Source organism: Bacillus sp. JJ664 (genome assembly GCF_036962205.1).
Classification (GTDB): domain Bacteria; phylum Bacillota; class Bacilli; order Bacillales; family Bacillaceae_G; genus Gottfriedia.
Map to the genome: position 1 here is coordinate 19,972 of NZ_JBALMS010000056.1, position 17,727 is coordinate 37,698.

11 protein-coding genes and 2 riboswitches are annotated in these 17,727 nt (G+C 34.6%); of the genes, 1 reads left to right on the top strand and 10 read right to left on the bottom strand.

From position 1 onward, the window contains the following. Positions 1–176: 176 nt before the first annotated feature. From V7056_RS10565 to V7056_RS10580, 4 genes are all read right to left on the bottom strand, one after another. A complete protein-coding gene (locus tag V7056_RS10565; protein ID WP_499701726.1) occupies positions 177–1,703 on the bottom strand; it encodes a long-chain-fatty-acid--CoA ligase in 1,527 nt (508 codons plus the stop codon). Between the two features lie 136 nt (positions 1,704–1,839). Next, complete coding sequence (locus tag V7056_RS10570) at positions 1,840–3,048, bottom strand: iron-containing alcohol dehydrogenase (RefSeq protein ID WP_499701728.1); 1,209 nt, start codon at positions 3,046–3,048, stop codon at positions 1,840–1,842. Positions 3,049–3,103: 55 nt separating this feature from the next. Beyond that, positions 3,104–4,621 (bottom strand): aldehyde dehydrogenase family protein, encoded by a 1,518-nt coding sequence (locus tag V7056_RS10575; protein WP_499701729.1) that lies wholly within the window; start codon positions 4,619–4,621, stop codon positions 3,104–3,106. Between the two features lie 121 nt (positions 4,622–4,742). Then, positions 4,743–6,734 (bottom strand): alkyl/aryl-sulfatase, encoded by a 1,992-nt coding sequence (locus V7056_RS10580; RefSeq protein WP_499701731.1) that lies wholly within the window; start codon positions 6,732–6,734, stop codon positions 4,743–4,745. A gap of 479 nt (positions 6,735–7,213) precedes the next feature. Between V7056_RS10580 and V7056_RS10585 the strand changes: the two genes are divergently transcribed. Then, complete coding sequence (locus V7056_RS10585) at positions 7,214–8,122, top strand: LysR family transcriptional regulator (RefSeq protein ID WP_499701732.1); 909 nt, start codon at positions 7,214–7,216, stop codon at positions 8,120–8,122. A gap of 90 nt (positions 8,123–8,212) precedes the next feature. On the opposite strand, the gene kimA is transcribed toward V7056_RS10585, so the two are convergent. From kimA to V7056_RS10615, 6 genes are all read right to left on the bottom strand, one after another. After that, complete coding sequence (gene kimA / locus V7056_RS10590) at positions 8,213–10,117, bottom strand: potassium transporter KimA (protein WP_499701734.1); 1,905 nt, start codon at positions 10,115–10,117, stop codon at positions 8,213–8,215. An 84-nt stretch (positions 10,118–10,201) separates the two neighbouring features. Continuing rightward, positions 10,202–10,345: riboswitch (cyclic di-AMP (ydaO/yuaA leader) on the bottom strand. Between the two features lie 334 nt (positions 10,346–10,679). Further along, positions 10,680–10,821, bottom strand: a riboswitch (cyclic di-AMP (ydaO/yuaA leader). A 293-nt stretch (positions 10,822–11,114) separates the two neighbouring features. Next, entirely contained in the window at positions 11,115–12,884 is a 1,770-nt protein-coding gene (locus V7056_RS10595; RefSeq protein WP_499701736.1) for an adenine deaminase C-terminal domain-containing protein, read from the bottom strand. Between the two features lie 212 nt (positions 12,885–13,096). Beyond that, positions 13,097–13,918, bottom strand: coding sequence for a YitT family protein (locus tag V7056_RS10600; RefSeq protein WP_377896728.1), 822 nt, complete (start codon positions 13,916–13,918; stop codon positions 13,097–13,099). A gap of 233 nt (positions 13,919–14,151) precedes the next feature. Beyond that, positions 14,152–15,183 carry a C40 family peptidase gene (locus V7056_RS10605; protein WP_499701739.1) on the bottom strand — a complete coding sequence of 344 codons (1,032 nt, stop codon included), beginning with the start codon at positions 15,181–15,183 and terminating at the stop codon, positions 14,152–14,154. A 213-nt stretch (positions 15,184–15,396) separates the two neighbouring features. Beyond that, positions 15,397–15,714 (bottom strand): DUF3870 domain-containing protein, encoded by a 318-nt coding sequence (locus tag V7056_RS10610; RefSeq protein WP_499701741.1) that lies wholly within the window; start codon positions 15,712–15,714, stop codon positions 15,397–15,399. 473 nt (positions 15,715–16,187) lie between these two features. Further along, positions 16,188–17,600 (bottom strand): amino acid permease, encoded by a 1,413-nt coding sequence (locus V7056_RS10615; RefSeq protein ID WP_499701743.1) that lies wholly within the window; start codon positions 17,598–17,600, stop codon positions 16,188–16,190. Positions 17,601–17,727: the final 127 nt, after the last annotated feature.

Sequence of the window (17,727 nt, forward strand, 5' to 3'; positions counted from 1 at the left end):
TGTTATAAAGATGAATTGAAAACACGATACAATTTACTTAATATAAAAAAGCCCAAACCCTTTTTACAAAGAGTTTGAGCTAATTCATTTGTCATCCCAATTGACAGCCAACCAATGACCAAACCACTGTTCATTACATTGTAGGAATTTGATTCGTTCAAAATATTAGGTTGAATTTAATTTGACTCAGCGTGCATTTCTACTGATTCGCGTATTGCTCTACGTAAGATTTTCCCTGTACTATTTTTAGGTAATTCAGAGATGATTTCAATATCTCTAGGTGCTTTATATTTTGCTAATTTAACACTACAGAAATGTATTAATTCAGCAGCTGAAACACTTTTATCATTACATACAACAAAAGCTTTTACTTGTTCTCCAAAAACTGGATCAGCGATCCCAATTACTGCTGCTTCTACTACTGCTGGATGTTGATATAGTACTTCCTCTACTTCTCGAGGATACACATTATAACCGCCTACAATTATCAGATCCTTCATTCGATCAACGATAAAAATATAGCCATCCTCATCCATTTTTGCTAAGTCACCAGTATGGAACCAACCATTCTTTATAGCAAAAGATGTAGCTTCTGGCATACCTAAATAACCCAACATAACATTTGGTCCTTTAACTATTAACTCACCAACTTCACCTCTTGGTAACTCATCTCCATTTGGATCGACAATCATATTGTATACATTTGGAATATTGATTCCAACCGAACCCCTTTTTCTTTTACCATTTATTGGATTAAAGGCTGTAGCGGGTGATGTTTCTGTACAACCAAATCCTTCAAGAATATTAACTTGATATTTTTCTTCAAATCTTTGAATTAATTCATCTGGCAATGGGGCACCACCCGATAAGCAGGCACGAATTGTTTTAAAATGTTCAGCTGTATAATCTTTTAATTGAAATAAGAAACTATACATTGTCGGTACGCCTACAAATAATGATACTTTCTCATTAAAAATAGTATGAATGATTTCATTAGGAATAAACTTCTGTGCAATTACAATATTCGCTCCACTCATTATAGGCGCATTAATACAGACAGATAGACAAAATATGTGGAACATAGGAAGAACTGCTAAAATACGATCTTCTTTTTGAAACTCCACTAGTTTAACAATTGACTCTGCATTTGAAGCCATATTTCTGTGACTTAGCATAGCACCTTTTGGTTTTCCTGTTGTTCCAGAAGTATATAAAATTACGGCAAGATCCTCTTCTGTAATTAATGGATATTCATAATCTTTTGACCTATTTTCGATCAACTGCTCCCAATTAAATTCAGCTTTATTCGATCCAACATAGTACAATAATTCTATTTGTTTACATTCCATTTTAAGTGAATCAATGATCGCTTCCAATTCAAAATTTGCAATGACAGCTTTTGCTTCAGAATTAGATAATATAAATGAAATTTCATCCTTTGTATAAATTGAATTAATCGGTATAACTACTGCGCCTGCACGTAGAATTCCATAATAAGAAATAACAAACTCAGGACAGTTCCCTAATATTAATGCAACTTTATCACCTTTACTGATTCCATTAGCAGCTAAGTTAAATGCTACACAGTCAACTTGTTTATTTAGTTCGGAATATGATATATCCTTACCTGCAAATGAAATTACATTTCGATTTGGGTATTTTTCTACACTATTTTTCAAACTTGTAATTAAATTCCAACTCATATTGCTTCCTCCCCTATCAATACAATCGTTAACAAGATAAAAGTCAAACTCCATATAACTAATCACCAACTTTTTATTCATATACACTTTTTCTACATGTTGAGGCACCATCTAATGATGGTGCCCTTCATTTAAATTATGAAACTCCTAAACTAGTTCCAGCAACTTCGTTTGAAACTTTAGCAATTACTTCTGGTGGAATTTTATAAAATAAGCCAGTTGGATCACTGTGAACCATTGCGACTATGTATGCCATATTATCAACATTCACATTAAAATCAGCAAATGTATCAGGTAGTCCCACTTTCGTTCTTAAGTTTTGAATGAATGCAACAACTACATTCAGACAATCTTCAGGTTTTTCTGGCAGGTTACTAATTCCAAGTGCGTCAGCAAATCCATGAATTCTTCTTAAATAGAACGGTGCCATAGTTTCCATTACACTTGGTAATAACACTGCATTTGCTAGTCCATGTGGTATATTGAATTTTGCCCCAAACACATGAGCAATATTATGAACTGGAACTGCATTGATCGTTAAACAAAAAGCAGAGATTGCCATTGTACTAGCCATTAACATATTTGCTCTTGCAACGATATCTTGTCCTTCATGAACTGCTGTTTGAAGATTTTCTACGATCATTCGAATCGATTGAAGTGCATATGCATCCGCCATTGGATTCGATTGAGGAGAAAAATATGCTTCAACAGCATGAGTTAATGCATCAAAACCTGTAAATGCTGTAATTTTTGGTGGTAATCCAACTGTCAGTTCAGGATCTAATATTGCCATATCCGCACTAATAAATGGATTTAGTATATTTGTTTTAATGCCTGCAATTTCATTCAATACGACAGCTACTGGTGATACCTCTGCTCCAGTTCCAGCAGTAGTTGGAATTGCAACATGAGGAATTGCAATGTACTCCGCTTCAGGCCAAAATTGCATGATATTTCCAACAAGAAGTTCATTACGAATATCATCGACTTTATTATGAAGCATCCATTTTATTGCTTTTACTGTGTCTAAAACACTACCACCACCAACAGCAATTAATGCATCCCCGTTACATTCTTTAAAATATTTAGCACCTCGGTTAATAATTGCCCCTTTTGCATCTTGCTCGATATCCTCAAAGACACCAACTAACTGTACCGCTCCAGGAACAACCTCGAACAATTCCTTAATTTTATCTGTTATTCCAGCTTGCGTAATTCCTTTATCTACATAAAGAACCGCTCTTTTACCGCCAAGATCTTTAATCATTTCAGGTAACAAAGAGCGTGCTCCTACACCACTATTTACAACTGTTCGAACTGAAAACTGAAAAAATGACGTTACCATAGGATCACTCTTTTCTATAATTTTTTATAAACATTAAATTATGAATCTATTTTTCTTATAGTAAAATTCCATACCATGGTTTTTGACTTAGTTCCGGTGTTAATGAAACATGAACATGTTTTACTTGTGTGTATTCATCTAATGCATATTTTCCAAGCTCGCGTCCAAAACCGCTTTGTTTATATCCACCAAATGGCGCATCACTTCTAAGCATGTGCCAGTCATTAATCCAAACAGTCCCTGCTTTTAATTCACGTGAAACTTGAAGTGCTTTGTTAACGTCCTTCGACCAGACTCCCGCAGCTAATCCAAAGATCGTATCATTGGCAATTTCAATTGCTTCCTCAATCGTGGAGTAACGAATCACACAAAGAACAGGACCGAAAATTTCTTCTTGAGCAATTTTCATTTTATTGTCTACATCTGCGAAAATAGTCGGTTCAATGAAATAGCCATGATCATAGCCTTCACCCGTTAAACGTTTTCCACCACATACTAAGCGGGCACCTTCTTTAATTCCAGCTTCAACATATGATAAAACTGTGTTAAGTTGCTGCTCAGAAGCCATAGGACCCATTCCGTTTGCCATATCGAGCTGATTTCCAATCGTAATCGAAGAAGCCAATTTCCCTAATTGATCAACAACTTCATCATAAATAGAATCATGTACTAATAGACGTGTGCCAGATTCACAAAGTTGTCCAGAGTGTAGACAGAAACCAAATAAACTTCCTGGAATCACGATATCTAAATCAGCATCTGGTAAAACGATCGATGGTGATTTACCACCTAATTCCAAAGTAACTCGTTTTACTGTTTCCGATGCCATTTTCATAATGTGGCGACCTACTTCTGTTGATCCAGTAAAAGCAATTTTATCTACGTGTGGATGAGTAGCTAATACTTCACCAACTGTAGCCCCAGGTCCCGATACAACATTGAACACACCTGCTGGAACTCCAGCTTCAGTTGCTAACTGAGCTAGTTTTAGCGTAGAAAGTGGTGTATTAGTTGCCGGTTTTACAACTATCGAATTTCCCATTGCAAGAGCAGGTGCAATTTTCCACATCGCTAAAAGCATAGGAAGGTTCCAAGGCGTAATTGCTGCTACAACACCGATTGATTCACGCCAAACCTGATTATTGCTTGGTCCTGGAAATGGGATAACTGGTAATGATTCTACAAACGGATATTCCATCGTAAATTTAGCAGTTTGTTGAAGTAAATCTACTAAATATAAAATATCCAGATTTGAAATCCTTCTTACAGTTGCGCCTGAACTAATTGCTTCCAAGAAAGCTAGTTCCTGAGAATTCTCTACTATTTTATTTCCGAAATTAATTAAAATTTGCGCTCTTTCTTTAGGGGATTTTTTTGCCCATACACCTGAATCATAAGCTTTACGAGCAGAAGCAATTGCAGCCTCTGTATCCTGTTTTCCAGCTTTAGCAACCTTAGCGATTACTTCACCAGTTGCCGGATTTTTCACATTAAACGTTTCACCGCTTATTGCAGGTGTCCACTTCCCATCAATATAGAGTGGAAATTCCAATACTTTTACAGCTGTTTGCATAAAAAGACCTCCTAAAAATAGTTTTAAAAAAAGACTCTGTTAACGCTAAATGTTGGTCAACAATCTTGTTTAACAGAGCCTAAATATAAGAGATTAAATTTGTTACATCAGGCTTCGTTAATTAAGGTGTAACGATATTAGGCCATGGGTCAAACTTGTCCATTAGTGACAATAGTTCTTTAAATTTTTGTTTATTTCCTGAAATAGAAATCTTACCTGCTGCTTCCATCTGATCCATGTCAGCCAAGCCAAGCGCAATTAAATAGAATGTTACTTTATCAACTGTTAATGTAGCGTCAGGGTTTGTAGCTTGTTGATCTTTTTTATAGTTTAGAACTGAATTACCTACATTTATTGAGTAATTCGTTTTTAAATCTGTTAACGACACATTAAATGCATACTGTTTACCTTCCGCTTTCGTTCCATTCAGTTTAATTGAGAAGAAATTCATAAAATCTTCAACTGGCATATTCATCAGCATATCTAAATTCATAGGATTCGCACGTTTTGAGTCATCTTTTACAACGCCTTTTCTTAGCTCTTGTGCACCAGTTAGATAGAAATTACGCCATACTGAAGACTCTGCTTGATAGCCTAATTGTTCGTACGCATTTGCAAGTAAATTTTTTGCTTCAGTATTTTTCGGATTCGACATCACAACATGTTTTAATACTTCAGCTACCCATCTATATTCACCTTTGTTATAATCAGCTTTAGCTAATTTCAATACATTTTTTTCTCCGCCCATATACTTCACATATTTAGCTCCAGCTTCTAGTTCCGGAAGTGGATCTAAATCTGATGGATTTCCACTAAAATTACCTAAATAAAAATTATATACAGCCTTCACATTTTGTTTTAAATTCCCATAATATCCACGATTAGCCCAATATTTATCTAAGCTTTTTGGGAGTTTGATTTTATCTGCGATTTCATCAGCTGTGTAACCTAAGTTTGCCAAACGTATCGTTTGATCATGAATATATTTATATATATCTCGTTGTTTCGTTAATTGCTCTATAACTCGGTCCTTACCCCATAACGGCCAGCTATGTGCAGTTACCATTACATCAATATCTTCTTTACCATATAAATCAATTGTTTGATCAAGTGCTTCTGTCCATTTCAGGGCATCTCTTGTCTTTGCTCCCCTTAATGTATAAATATTGTGTAATGTATGCCCTGTATTTTCTGCTACTACTAATGCTTTATAATCCTTGATATAATAATGCATTTCAGCAGGAGCTTCAGTATGAACAGTTAATAAAAATTCAAAAGTAAGACCATCTATTTGCATTGTTTGGACATCGTCCTTTATTTCAATAGTTGGCTGCATATAACTGAACGTTCCTGTACTTAAACCTGGTCCAATACCTGCTGTAACGAATCCTTTCTCATTAGCTGGTAATAGATTACCAAACATATAACCTGCACGTCGGGACATGATATTCCCTAAAAGAACATTTTCACTTAATGCTTCTTCATTAAATCCATTCGGCACAACGATTGGAACCTTTTTAGGATCTGTTGCATACCCAGCAACTCCTTTAATGCCACCAAAATGATCTGCATGACTATGACTGATCACAATTGCACTTACAGGTTGTTTTGGTCTATGTGCAAAATATAATTCCATCGCTTCTTTAGCAGTTTCAACTGTCGACATTGTATCCAAAACAATTAAGCCTGTTTTTCCTTCAACAATCGTCATGACTGATAAATCTAGTCCACGAACTTGATAAACGCCATCAACTACCTTAAAAAGACCTGAAGTATTTTGTAATTGAGCTTGCCTCCATAAACTTGGGTTAACTGTTGCAGCCGCAAATTTGTCCTCTTTTATAAACGAATATCGATTACTATCCCAAATAACTGTCCCATTTGCATTTTTTAGCGGTTTATTGTTTAGTGGTGCAATAAATCCCTTATGTGCATCTACAAAATCTTGCTTATCTGCAAAGTTTAATTCTTTATATACTGAACTATTCTTTTGTGTTGTTATTTTTGTCGCTGGTAATGGAGTAGTATATGTTGCGGCATCTGTGATGGTAGTGCTTAACAATAATGTAAGTGCCACAGGTACTGTTTTTGTGAACATAAACTTTTTTGACATTTGTTTTCCACCTCTATAAATGAATTAAATCTGTAAAAGGACCCTATTTATTATTTCTGTGATTAGTTGTATTCCGCTCCAATTCAACATCTTTACTAGTAGTTTGTTTAATATTTACTGTTTAAAAGCATCAATCTAAAAAAAGTTTCTAAAAAAAATTTTAGTGAAATCATTGAAAATAAGTTGATTTTTACATATTTTCACAATCACATGTAACAGTTTGAATAAAAAGAAAACGCTTGCAAATCAAAGGGATTTAAGAGAACATTATTTAAAGATTAAATTGTCTAAATATCATCCTTTCAATTTATTTTGAAAATTAAGAATTATTTGAACTAATTGTATAACTCGAAAGTTACTTAGTAAAATTAAGATTTGTAATAAGATGTTCACAAATTTTAATACTTAAAATTAGAGGAATTTTTCATCATTAAACATAATTACTAATTTAGGGTTTATGTAAAAAAGGTGGTCACAATATGCACATACAAAAATTAGAAGTACTTGTTGAAGTCGCTAAAACGGGATCATTTTCTACTGCTGGGCAGAATCTTCATATAAGCCAATCTGGCGTTAGTCAAGATATTAAAAAGATTGAAGAAGAACTTGGGGTCAAAATATTTGAACGATCTCGCTCTGGTGTCGTACAAACAAACGAAGGTTCTATCATTATTCATAAAGCAAATGAAGTTTTGTTAAAATATGGTGAATTAATTGATGAGGCTAGAAAAATATTAGACATACATTCTGGTAACCTTCGCGTCTCTACTATTCCAGCTTTCATGACTCATTTAATAAAACCATTAATGGAATTTAAGAATTTATACGCTAATTTAACTGTTGAAATGTCAGAAAATATTACGGAACTGACAGTTGAATATATTCAACAGAATAAGGCGGAAATCGGCTTAATTTGTATATACGAGGATTTATTAAAAAATATAGAGAATCTACATTTAGAACAAATTCTCGAAGGGACCATGAAGGTTTATGTAAGTAGTGATTCACCATTTGCCTTAAAAAAAACAATCACACCAGAAGAAATTCTACAACAAGAAATTGTGCTGTATAACGGGGATTATATAAAATGGTTCACTAATCATTTTCAAAATACATTTGGAAAAATGAATATATTATATTCTTCGAACCAAACAGAAGAACTCTCAAGAACAGTTTCATCAGGCATGGCCATCACTTTTGCTCCTGATTTTGCTATAAAAAATAATACGTACTTATTAGAAGGAAAAATTATTGAGGTTGATATATTGGACTATGAACCTATAAATGTTTCTCTTGGGTTAATTTACACAAAGAATAGACAACCTACTAAAATAGAAAAACACTTTATTAAATTTCTTACATCTGAATTGCAATATTATATAAATTAGTCTTTTACAATTAATTTGGACGGCAAATGAAATAGTATTTGCATTTTCAAAATAAAAACAGCATGGAATAAACCCCATGCTGTTTTTTCACTATTTTCTTAAATGATAAGGCACTGTAGTAATGACAACTTCTTTCTGTCTAATTAGCCATAATCGAAGTAATAGAGCTGTTTGATTGTGTAAAAGATTATGCCACCATTTTTTTGGAATAAATTGCGGTATGACAATTTGGATATGATTACTTGGCTCTTTTGCTTCAACTAATTTAATAAACCTTGATAAAGGTTCTAATACTGATCTATATGGGCTCTTTAGCACAACTAGTCGACAAGGAGTTCCCCATTCTTCCCATTTTTCTTCCATCTTTTCAATGGATTCATCATCGAAGCCAACATACACTGCAATCAGGTCTTCAGACATACTTTTTGCGAAAGAAAGTGTATTATGAACAACTCGATGTGTACCAGAAACTAATACAATCGTTACGACTTTATTCGTTTCGGGCTTGAAGGAACTTAAATCGATTCTTAATTCATTTGCTACATTTTGATAATGTTTGTAGATTGCTAAAGAAAATAATATGATAGCCGGAATAACAACTAATACAACCCATGCACCATCTGAGAACTTTGTAACTGCGAATATAATAGTGACAATCGAAGTAACAAATAAGCCGACTGTATTGATGGCTAATTTTACTTGCCAATTTGGCCCTTTCACTCGTTTCCATCTTCTTGTTAATCCAAATTGTGCAATCGTAAATGAAAGAAATACACCGATTGCATAAAGTGGGATCAGAGAATTCGTATGTGCTTGAAATGCAATGATGAGTATACTCGCTCCTGCTGCAAGCGCTATAATACCGTTTGAATAACCTAGACGATCTCCTCGGTTCATTAATCCTCTTGGTAAAAAACCATCTGCAGCTACAATTGCCGCTAACTGCGAGAATCCTGTAAACGTCGAATTTGCTGCTAAAATTAAAATAATAAATGTAAACCAAATGATAATTTGATACAGTATTCCGTGTCCAAAGTAAACCTGAATCAGTTGTGACAACATTGTATCGTTTGGATCTGGTGTAATACCATTAACATATAAATGATAGGCATACCCAAGTAATGTTACAGAAGTAATGACCCCAAGAGCTATATATGTTTTAATGGCATTTTTTTGTCTTGGTTCTCTAAATATTGGAACTGCATTTGATATCGTTTCAATTCCAGTTAAGGCAGAACAAGCTGAACTAAACGCTTTTAGTACAATTAAAATACTCAATCCTTCTGGAACAGTACCAAATGTAGGTGTATGATGCTGAACAAATCCATTTTGGAATTCATCAAAAAATCCAGTAAAAATTAAAAGTAACATACAAAGCATAAATCCAAAAGTTGGCCATGCAAATATTTTTGCCGATTCCGCAACGCCACGAAGGTTAACAACTAATAAGATAAATACACAAAATATTGCTAAAACCGTTTCATAATGCGCGATACTTGGATAAGCTGATGCCACTGCCTCAAGTGCAGCAGAGACTGAAACTGCTACAGTTAAAATATAATCAACTAAAAGCGCACTTGAAGCGACGAGTGAAACCCATCGTTGTTTAAAATTGTCTTTTGCAATTGCATACGCTCCCCCACCATTTGGATAGGCTAATATTCCCATAATGTATGAAATAATTAGTATGCCTAGAAGGATAACTGTTGCGATTGTGATCGGTATAATAAACCAACTTGCTTTTGAACCAAGTCCAATTAGTTCGGTAATTCCTGCCTCTGGTCCGTAAGAGACAGATGAATAAAGGTCCGCAGCAAGTATTGGTAAAGCTATAAACCAAATCAATTTATTATGCTGCGCATTAATTTCAGAAGTTCTCATAGGCCTTCCAATAAAGAATCGTTTTAGACTACTAAAGTTTGAAATGGAATACCATATTGCAAAGATTGCTAAAATAAATAAACCAATTTCCATATAATCAGATGGGTGTTTCATATTTTTTCTCCCCTTGTTTTTAAATTTAGACACAACAAAAAGACACTGGAGAATCCCCAGTGCCTAAAAAAGACATCATTAAGGAAACCTCCTCTTCACACGCTTACGAGGTTAGCTGTCGGATTCGGGCCTAAAAAGTAGCCCTACCTTTAAAAAAGGATTCACCCCAAGTGCATTTGCACAAAAAAATTGGTTCCCCCGCTTCAATTCATAAAACATTTCGACCAGTAACCTGCCCCGTCAAACATTAAACAATCTAAAAAGAAAGTCATTTTTTCTGGAATTAGGTACTGGTGTTTCTTAATTGAACTCAGCGATCGTAGGTTATTTAATTTGTGTTGCTATCTTCTAATGTATTAAAAATTACATTAGAAGGTAACTAGATTGACATCATTTCAACTTGTAAACTAATAATCTACTTACAAATTTCCTGTCTTGAATCATTTGAAGTCATGCGTTTTTTCCTTTTCATTTACCCCTTCTTCCATATGACTATGGTCGAAAAGCCTTTTGAACACAAAAAAGACACAAGGATACCTAGTGTCTTTTTACGCACAAATAGGAACCTTCTCTTAACACGCTGACGAGGTTAGCTGTCGGATTCGGGCTTTTAAGAGTAGCCCTACCTTACTAAAGGATTCACCCCAAGTGCATTTGCACAAATTTGGTTCCCCCGCTCTAAATAGATTAAGCGATCATAGGTCATTAAATTTTTATTATGTTGGTTAATATACTACTGCAGTTTAATTTTGTAAACAAAAATTTTTTTGGTTCATTTTCAAATACGTATAATTACGTTTCAAATCTAATGATTTTTCAATTCTTTTTGCTATCTTGATATATTATTTTTTTATGATCATTTATAACAAAAAGATTCTACAATGAATTAAAATCATGCTCTTTTATACTAATTACTGGACATAAACTTTACAAAAAGCAAAGAACCCAATGGCTTACATCTTCTCAATTTGACTAATTTTCTTTAATGAAATTCAAGCTAATTTTTCTCTTCATCACTTGTTACTATTCTCTTATCTGGTGTTACCAAAACTTTTCTATTTTTCACATCAATTAATCCACTAGGTGTTACTCTAATAAAAGGTAGATGTGTTGCAGAAAAGAATAAGAGTGTAAATGCCGGATCATCAAAACGATAACCTCGTTTCTGAAGTAACTGTATCATGATTTTCTCTTCTTGTATCAAAGAGTACATATCCGTATTAGACATAATACCTGTCAATGGTAAAGGTATCTCATGTAAGATTTTCATTCCTTCAACTAATACGATTCCTCCACCAATTTCTTTCAATCTATCAAATGCTTTTAGCATATCTTCCTTACTTTTTCCAATAAGTATGATATCACCTGTAGTTGAATAAGAACTCGCAAAGCCTTTTAGTTGGTTAGCGAAGCCTTTCACCAACGTATTGATTTTCCAAGTACCATCTCTAGCAATCAGCATGAGAAAACATTCATCATGATGTATTAAAAGTTCATCACATTCTAAATTCATCTCACTAACATAAGGCTTAGTGATTACATTATTTACTAATTCAATCCCATATTGATTTGTATAATTCATATCATGCTTATGTAAAGACCAGTTTAATTGTAATGGCATAATTTTATATTGATCCCATTCGATGTATGATGGATCATTCATATTTATCCCATCACGTTTGACCCATGTTCCTTTTGCAATAACACTTATAGGTGTTGGGTTCTCTTTACTTTCCAAAACATTAATATTGGCAATTCTACCTGTAGCAATCGAACCATGTAGATGTTCCATATTATAATAACGTGCAATGTTATAACTGGCCATATGATACGCATCAACTAATGGTACTCCTTGTTCAATAGCACTCTTAATCATTGCATCATTCATACCGTTTTCATAAAAGTGAGGATGTGAACCATCCGTTGTAAAGAAAAATCTGTCAAATTGTTGTACACCTAACTCCAGTAGTTCTTTTAATAGAATCTCTAAATCTGGACGAATAGAAGAATTTCTAAGTGAAACAGTGTAACCTTGCATTAATCTAGCCATTGCTTCTTGACCTGTCATTGCTTCATGATCACAATCTGCTCCTAATAACATTAGTTTTGATAGTGTTATTTCAGATGCTCCTGGAAAATGCCCTTCCACTTTTTTATGTAACTTCTTTGTTTCTTGTATCCAAGTTAACATCTGATTATCGCCATTTAATAGTCTTGGCCATGCTGTTAGCTCGCCACCTTGAAGAACATCTTTACGCTTAAGCCAGGCTAAAATGTCTTCATTGTTAAAAATTTGCTTATTGTTTGGCGTCTCAGTTTGTCCATCAAAACGACACCACCAGTACATACTTGTGTTTATATTTTGGAAATCATCTAACAATGAAAATGCACTATCTCTTTGAAGTTGAAGAAAAAAGGTTAGATTATCATTAATTAAAGTTGTTGTACCTGCTTGTGCCGCGTGCTTTGCTAGTGTAAGTGGATTATATAATTGATATGGATGTGAGTGAGGCTCTATATATCCAGGTACTAAAAACTGACCTTCACAATCAATTACCTCACAACCGTCAATTTGATCTGGTAGTTTTTCCCCTACATATAAAATTCGATCTTCATAAATCCAAATATTTGCCTTTACCCATTCGCGTATATATGTATTTAAATATGTTGCATTTGTTAATAAAATATGTGGAGCGCTAATGCCATCTAGTATACTAACATGCTTTCGTAATTGTTCATTGCTCCATCTAAACTGACTATTTTCCAATGTGCTCTCCCCTTATTTTTGGATTATGATTTTCTTTTTATAATATTACTACATTTTTTGTCACTTAATTTACTTTTGAATAATCAAACTCGCTTTGAACGATCTACTCAAATTTAAAGTTTACAGATGGCATAAGTAAAAGTGGACTACAAATGTAGCCCACCTAGCAAAAAACAGATTCATTTATAAAAATGAAACTAGGCTCTATTACTTTAAGTTTTCCTAAACTGCCCCATCACTTCGAGAGTTTGCGAAATGTTTACAAAAGCATTAGGATCTATTACTTTGATGGCATGTTTTGTTTCACTCAGTTCGAATCTTGTAATGACAGTAATTAGGACTTTTTTGGGTTTATGAGAGTAGGCACCTTCAGCATTATGTACTGTAATCCCTCTTTGATGTAAATGGATTAGGGCTTCGATTAACTGGTCTCCCTTCTCTGTAACAATCCTTAAGGTTAATTTGTTTTGTGTTGTGTAAACCATATCAACTGCTCGACCAGCAACATAAATAGCAATAATCGTATATAAAGTGATATTCCATCCAAATATAAACCCTGAAGTACCAACAACCAAAAGATTCATACAAGCACTTAAAAAGCCAACCTGCGTATTCTTTTTTTGGGAGAGAATCAGGCTAATGATATCCGTTCCGCCTGTTGAACCGCCAGTCCGAATAATAAGTCCCACAGCAATTCCATAGAGAGCACCGCCTATTATGGATGACAGAAGAATATCATTGGTTATTGGTTGGATAGGAATTACTTTCAAACTGAAAGATAAAACGGCAACAGAATAAATGGTATACAGTATAAATCTTTTACCTAGAAATTTAATACCCAAAATAAATAATGGTATATTGATAATGAAAACAATCCATCCGGTATTGACATGTAAAAAATGATGAATCATAAAAGCAATCCCTGTAACTCCCCCGGAAGCCAATTTATGAGGGATTAAAAATGTGTTATAAGCAAATCCAAAAAGTATGGAACATAAACCAATTAAGATGATTTGATAAATTAATCGGAACAAAATAAGCACCTCTAATAGTTTCTATAGAGGTTAGTATGGTTCATTTAACTATTTTTAATAAAAACAAATTGAGTTCATGTCTCCCACTTCTTAATGATTTTAAAGTAATGCTTCAATATTGATTATAAAATTATTAATGAATAGTTATCTTTTGGAAATTTCTAATTTGAAGTTGTTCAGAAGAATATAAAAAGGCTCCAATCGGAGCCTTCTTCTTCTATCTTACTATTCTATTATTCTGCCCAGTAACGTCTAGCACCTGAGAATTCCTCAATATAACCTGGAGTATTTAACGGAATGATTTCAACATTCTTAGAAGCGTTAGGCGCATGAATCATTAGACCGTCACCGATATACATTGATACGTGATGAACAGAACCAGTCCCATTATTGGACGCAAAGAATAGTAGATCGCCAGGTTGAATCTCATCCTTACTAACTATTTTCCCGTTTTTAGATTGTGGGCCTGAGTCTCGTGGAATCGTTATACCATATGCCTTATGAATCGAATAAGTGAATCCAGAGCAATCAAATCCAAAACCTGAAACACCTGCCCATAAATAGCGCAAGCCAAGGAATTTCTTCGCAGTTTTGATTAATTCTTCAGGAGTTGCTTCCGGAAACTCGTTTTCGTTTTGATAGATTGCAACATCTTCTTTCTTAATAAACTTATTTCCATCATCTGGCGTTGCGACCATAACGACATTTCCAAAATCTTTAATGACAGGTAAGCGTGTATTGAAGCTAACTTCCATAAACTTATGTTGTAATGCTTTTCCGTCATACAACCAAGCTGTTGGACTAGATACCATAATAAATGGCGCATCATTTAAATTTTCTAGTCGATCATCCGTTGTTAACTGCCTCTTTGGCATCCATCCTGGATATCCTAAAGGATTTCGTGGAGTAGGCTGACCTTCTACTGCTACTTGCACCCAGTCACCAACTTCCTGTAGAATTACTACTTTCGATCCATACACCGCTTGTGTTTCAAGTTTACCTGTAAGCCAGCGACGAACCTCGCTGTCCTGCATATTTGCTGACCATTTCCACGGATCAACTGGATTGCTTAAAGAAGGTGCATCAATATCTCTAACTTGGAATCTACCATTCGTTGTCCACTGAGTTGAAACTGATACATCTACATATGCAGTTTCACCAGGATGAAGTACCTCCGGTGAATTTGCAAATGCTTGGAATGTCATTGTTGATAGTAACGTACCTGTTACACATAAGCTCAATACCCATTTTTTTGTCTTTTTCATGTTAAAGCTCCTCTCCATATTTTAACGAAGACTTCTTGTTCATCTTCGGTGAAGCCTTAGTTATTCCTGATGTAACTTATTAAACTATCAATCTAATAAAGGAAAATAAATAATCACCTTTAAATCATGTTATAAAAAATGAAAATCCAACTATTAGAAAGGGCATGCCCTGCTAATAGCTGGATTTCATCTACGCTAATAGATAAAGCAGCATTATGACTCAATGATTTGCTTGTATTTAATCTGTGCATTTTTAAACGCGACGATCAAAGCTTTCTGTGACGAACCAAAGTAACGTGTATTAATTTCATTGACGACAGTATCCAGATCTAATACTGAATGTCCGACGAATAAATGTTTCACAAAAGATGAAGTCAAAGAAATCGTAGCTGAACAATCAGCATCAACGATTAAATGAGACGTTCGATCAACAACCAATCCAATAAAGAAAGCATTAAATTGCTGCATGATTGGATTATTAGATGCGGTCTTTGAATCACCAATAATGTAAATAGTATCCTTACTGTACACTTCATTTCCTCCCGAACAAGGTATACCGAGCGGGATTCAATCCGAAAAAGGAAGGAATGAGCAACGGCATATGTATTCGCTTACATTTAATCATAGTACACTAAAATATTTTTTACAATATATTATGAATATTCAGTTATATAATCGTGAATATCAGGAAAAAAGTATTACAAAATATAGATTCCCTCTTACTATTTCACTATAAACGATAGATTTGAATCGAGTAATTCATAGGGTTTAAGTAATAACAAAAGATTTAATAAGAAGTAATGACAGAATATATTTTTCGTGGTAGCAATGATAAATATTAGAGGATATATGTATCCAATGTTACTAAGTATTGGATACCACAATTCCCATAGGAGTCGAGCACCTTACGCTCCGTTCAACTTCTCTTACTTCTTTAGTATCTATTATCATTTCAGTCAAATTCAAACAAAACGACCTTCCAAAAATGGATAGGTCGTTTGTTTTTATTGAGTTAGGTCGTTTGATTTATCTTGTTTATTTATAATTCCATTCTTTTTCGATAACCAATAACCAATCGATACGATTACTACCCATGGTACACCAATTTTCCACGCTGAATTCCAATCTGGTGAGAATGCCATTGTAATGAGAATGCCACTTAAGAGACAAATTCCTATCCACTGAAGAACAGGGAAAAGTGGTGCTTTAATTGGTAGTGGTCCTTCAAAATGAAGGTGAACCGTCTTACGGAATCTAAGATGACTAATTAAAATTACGATCCATACGAGAATTCCACCGAAGATTGATATGCCAAATAGTTTATTAAATGTATCTGGATAATACATTGATAAAACGCTCGCGATAATAACACCTGCACTTGAAATGATAATTGCTGTAACCGGTGTACCATTTTTCGATAGTTGACCAAGTGCTTTTGGTGCGTAACTTCCACGAGATAATGAAAATAACATTCTAGATGTTAAATATAAATTTGTGTTCATACTGGATAATGCTGCCGTTAAGATGACAAAGTTCATGATTCCTGCTGCATAACGTATACCTGAACTGTCAAATATTTTTACAAATGGTGATTGAGCGACTTCGTGCGCACCAGCTTGGGTCCAAGGAACAACTGCGACAATGATAGCAAGGGATAAAATATAAAATAAGAACAAACGCAAAACCATGCTTTTCATTGCTTTTGGAACGGCTTTTTGAGGGTCTTTACTCTCGCCCGCAGTAACCGCTACGATTTCAACTCCATAAAAACTAAATATTGCCATTAGTACTGCCATCCAAACCCCTTTAAATCCATTTGGTAAAAATCCATTTTGATCTGTATAGTGGTGAAATCCAACTGCTTCTGAATGTCCTATGCCGAATAATAATGAAATCCCGAAGATGATAAATAGTACAATCGCAACGACTTTGATCATTGCAAACCAGTATTCAATCGACCCGAAATTTGATACTGAGCGACTGTTAACTAGAACAATGGCCGCCCCAAATCCAAGTGTCCATAACCAAACCGGAATGCTTGGGAACCAATACTGCATGTAAAGTCCGACCGCAACAGCTTCTCCGCCAATGGCGATTACTTGAGCTGCCCAGTATGTGTAGCGAATGAGAAAACCTGACCATGGATTGAGATACATCTCAGCGTATGTTCCAAAACTACCAGCAGTTGGGTGCACTACAGCCATTTCAGATAAACTAAACATCATGATAACGGCAATAAATGCTGCAATGAGATAGCTAAGAATCACGCCAGGACCTGCGTAACCAATTGCAATCCCACTTCCCATAAAGAGTCCTGTACCAATTGCTCCGCCAATCCCAATCATTGTTAACTGCTTACTTGTGAGTGAACGATTTAATCCACCTTCACGTTCGACGACTGATTTGTTTTCATTCATTTGTTTCGCCACCTTTATGTTGGATTTGTTTACTATAGGAAAGCTTCCAGTCGACACTTATGCTTGCGATAATTATGCTAACAAACGTAAAAACTGTCCGCTTGAATCCTTCTCCGATAAATAACTA

Coding starts and splice junctions, on each gene's coding strand:
- V7056_RS10565 (WP_499701726.1), bottom strand. CDS start 1,703: ATGAGTTGGAATTTAATTACAAGTTTGAAAAATAGTGTAGAAAAATAC.
- V7056_RS10570 (WP_499701728.1), bottom strand. CDS start 3,048: ATGGTAACGTCATTTTTTCAGTTTTCAGTTCGAACAGTTGTAAATAGT.
- V7056_RS10575 (WP_499701729.1), bottom strand. CDS start 4,621: ATGCAAACAGCTGTAAAAGTATTGGAATTTCCACTCTATATTGATGGG.
- V7056_RS10580 (WP_499701731.1), bottom strand. CDS start 6,734: ATGTCAAAAAAGTTTATGTTCACAAAAACAGTACCTGTGGCACTTACA.
- V7056_RS10585 (WP_499701732.1), top strand. CDS start 7,214: ATGCACATACAAAAATTAGAAGTACTTGTTGAAGTCGCTAAAACGGGA.
- kimA (WP_499701734.1), bottom strand. CDS start 10,117: ATGAAACACCCATCTGATTATATGGAAATTGGTTTATTTATTTTAGCA.
- V7056_RS10605 (WP_499701739.1), bottom strand. CDS start 15,183: ATGAAAAAGACAAAAAAATGGGTATTGAGCTTATGTGTAACAGGTACG.
- V7056_RS10615 (WP_499701743.1), bottom strand. CDS start 17,600: ATGAATGAAAACAAATCAGTCGTCGAACGTGAAGGTGGATTAAATCGT.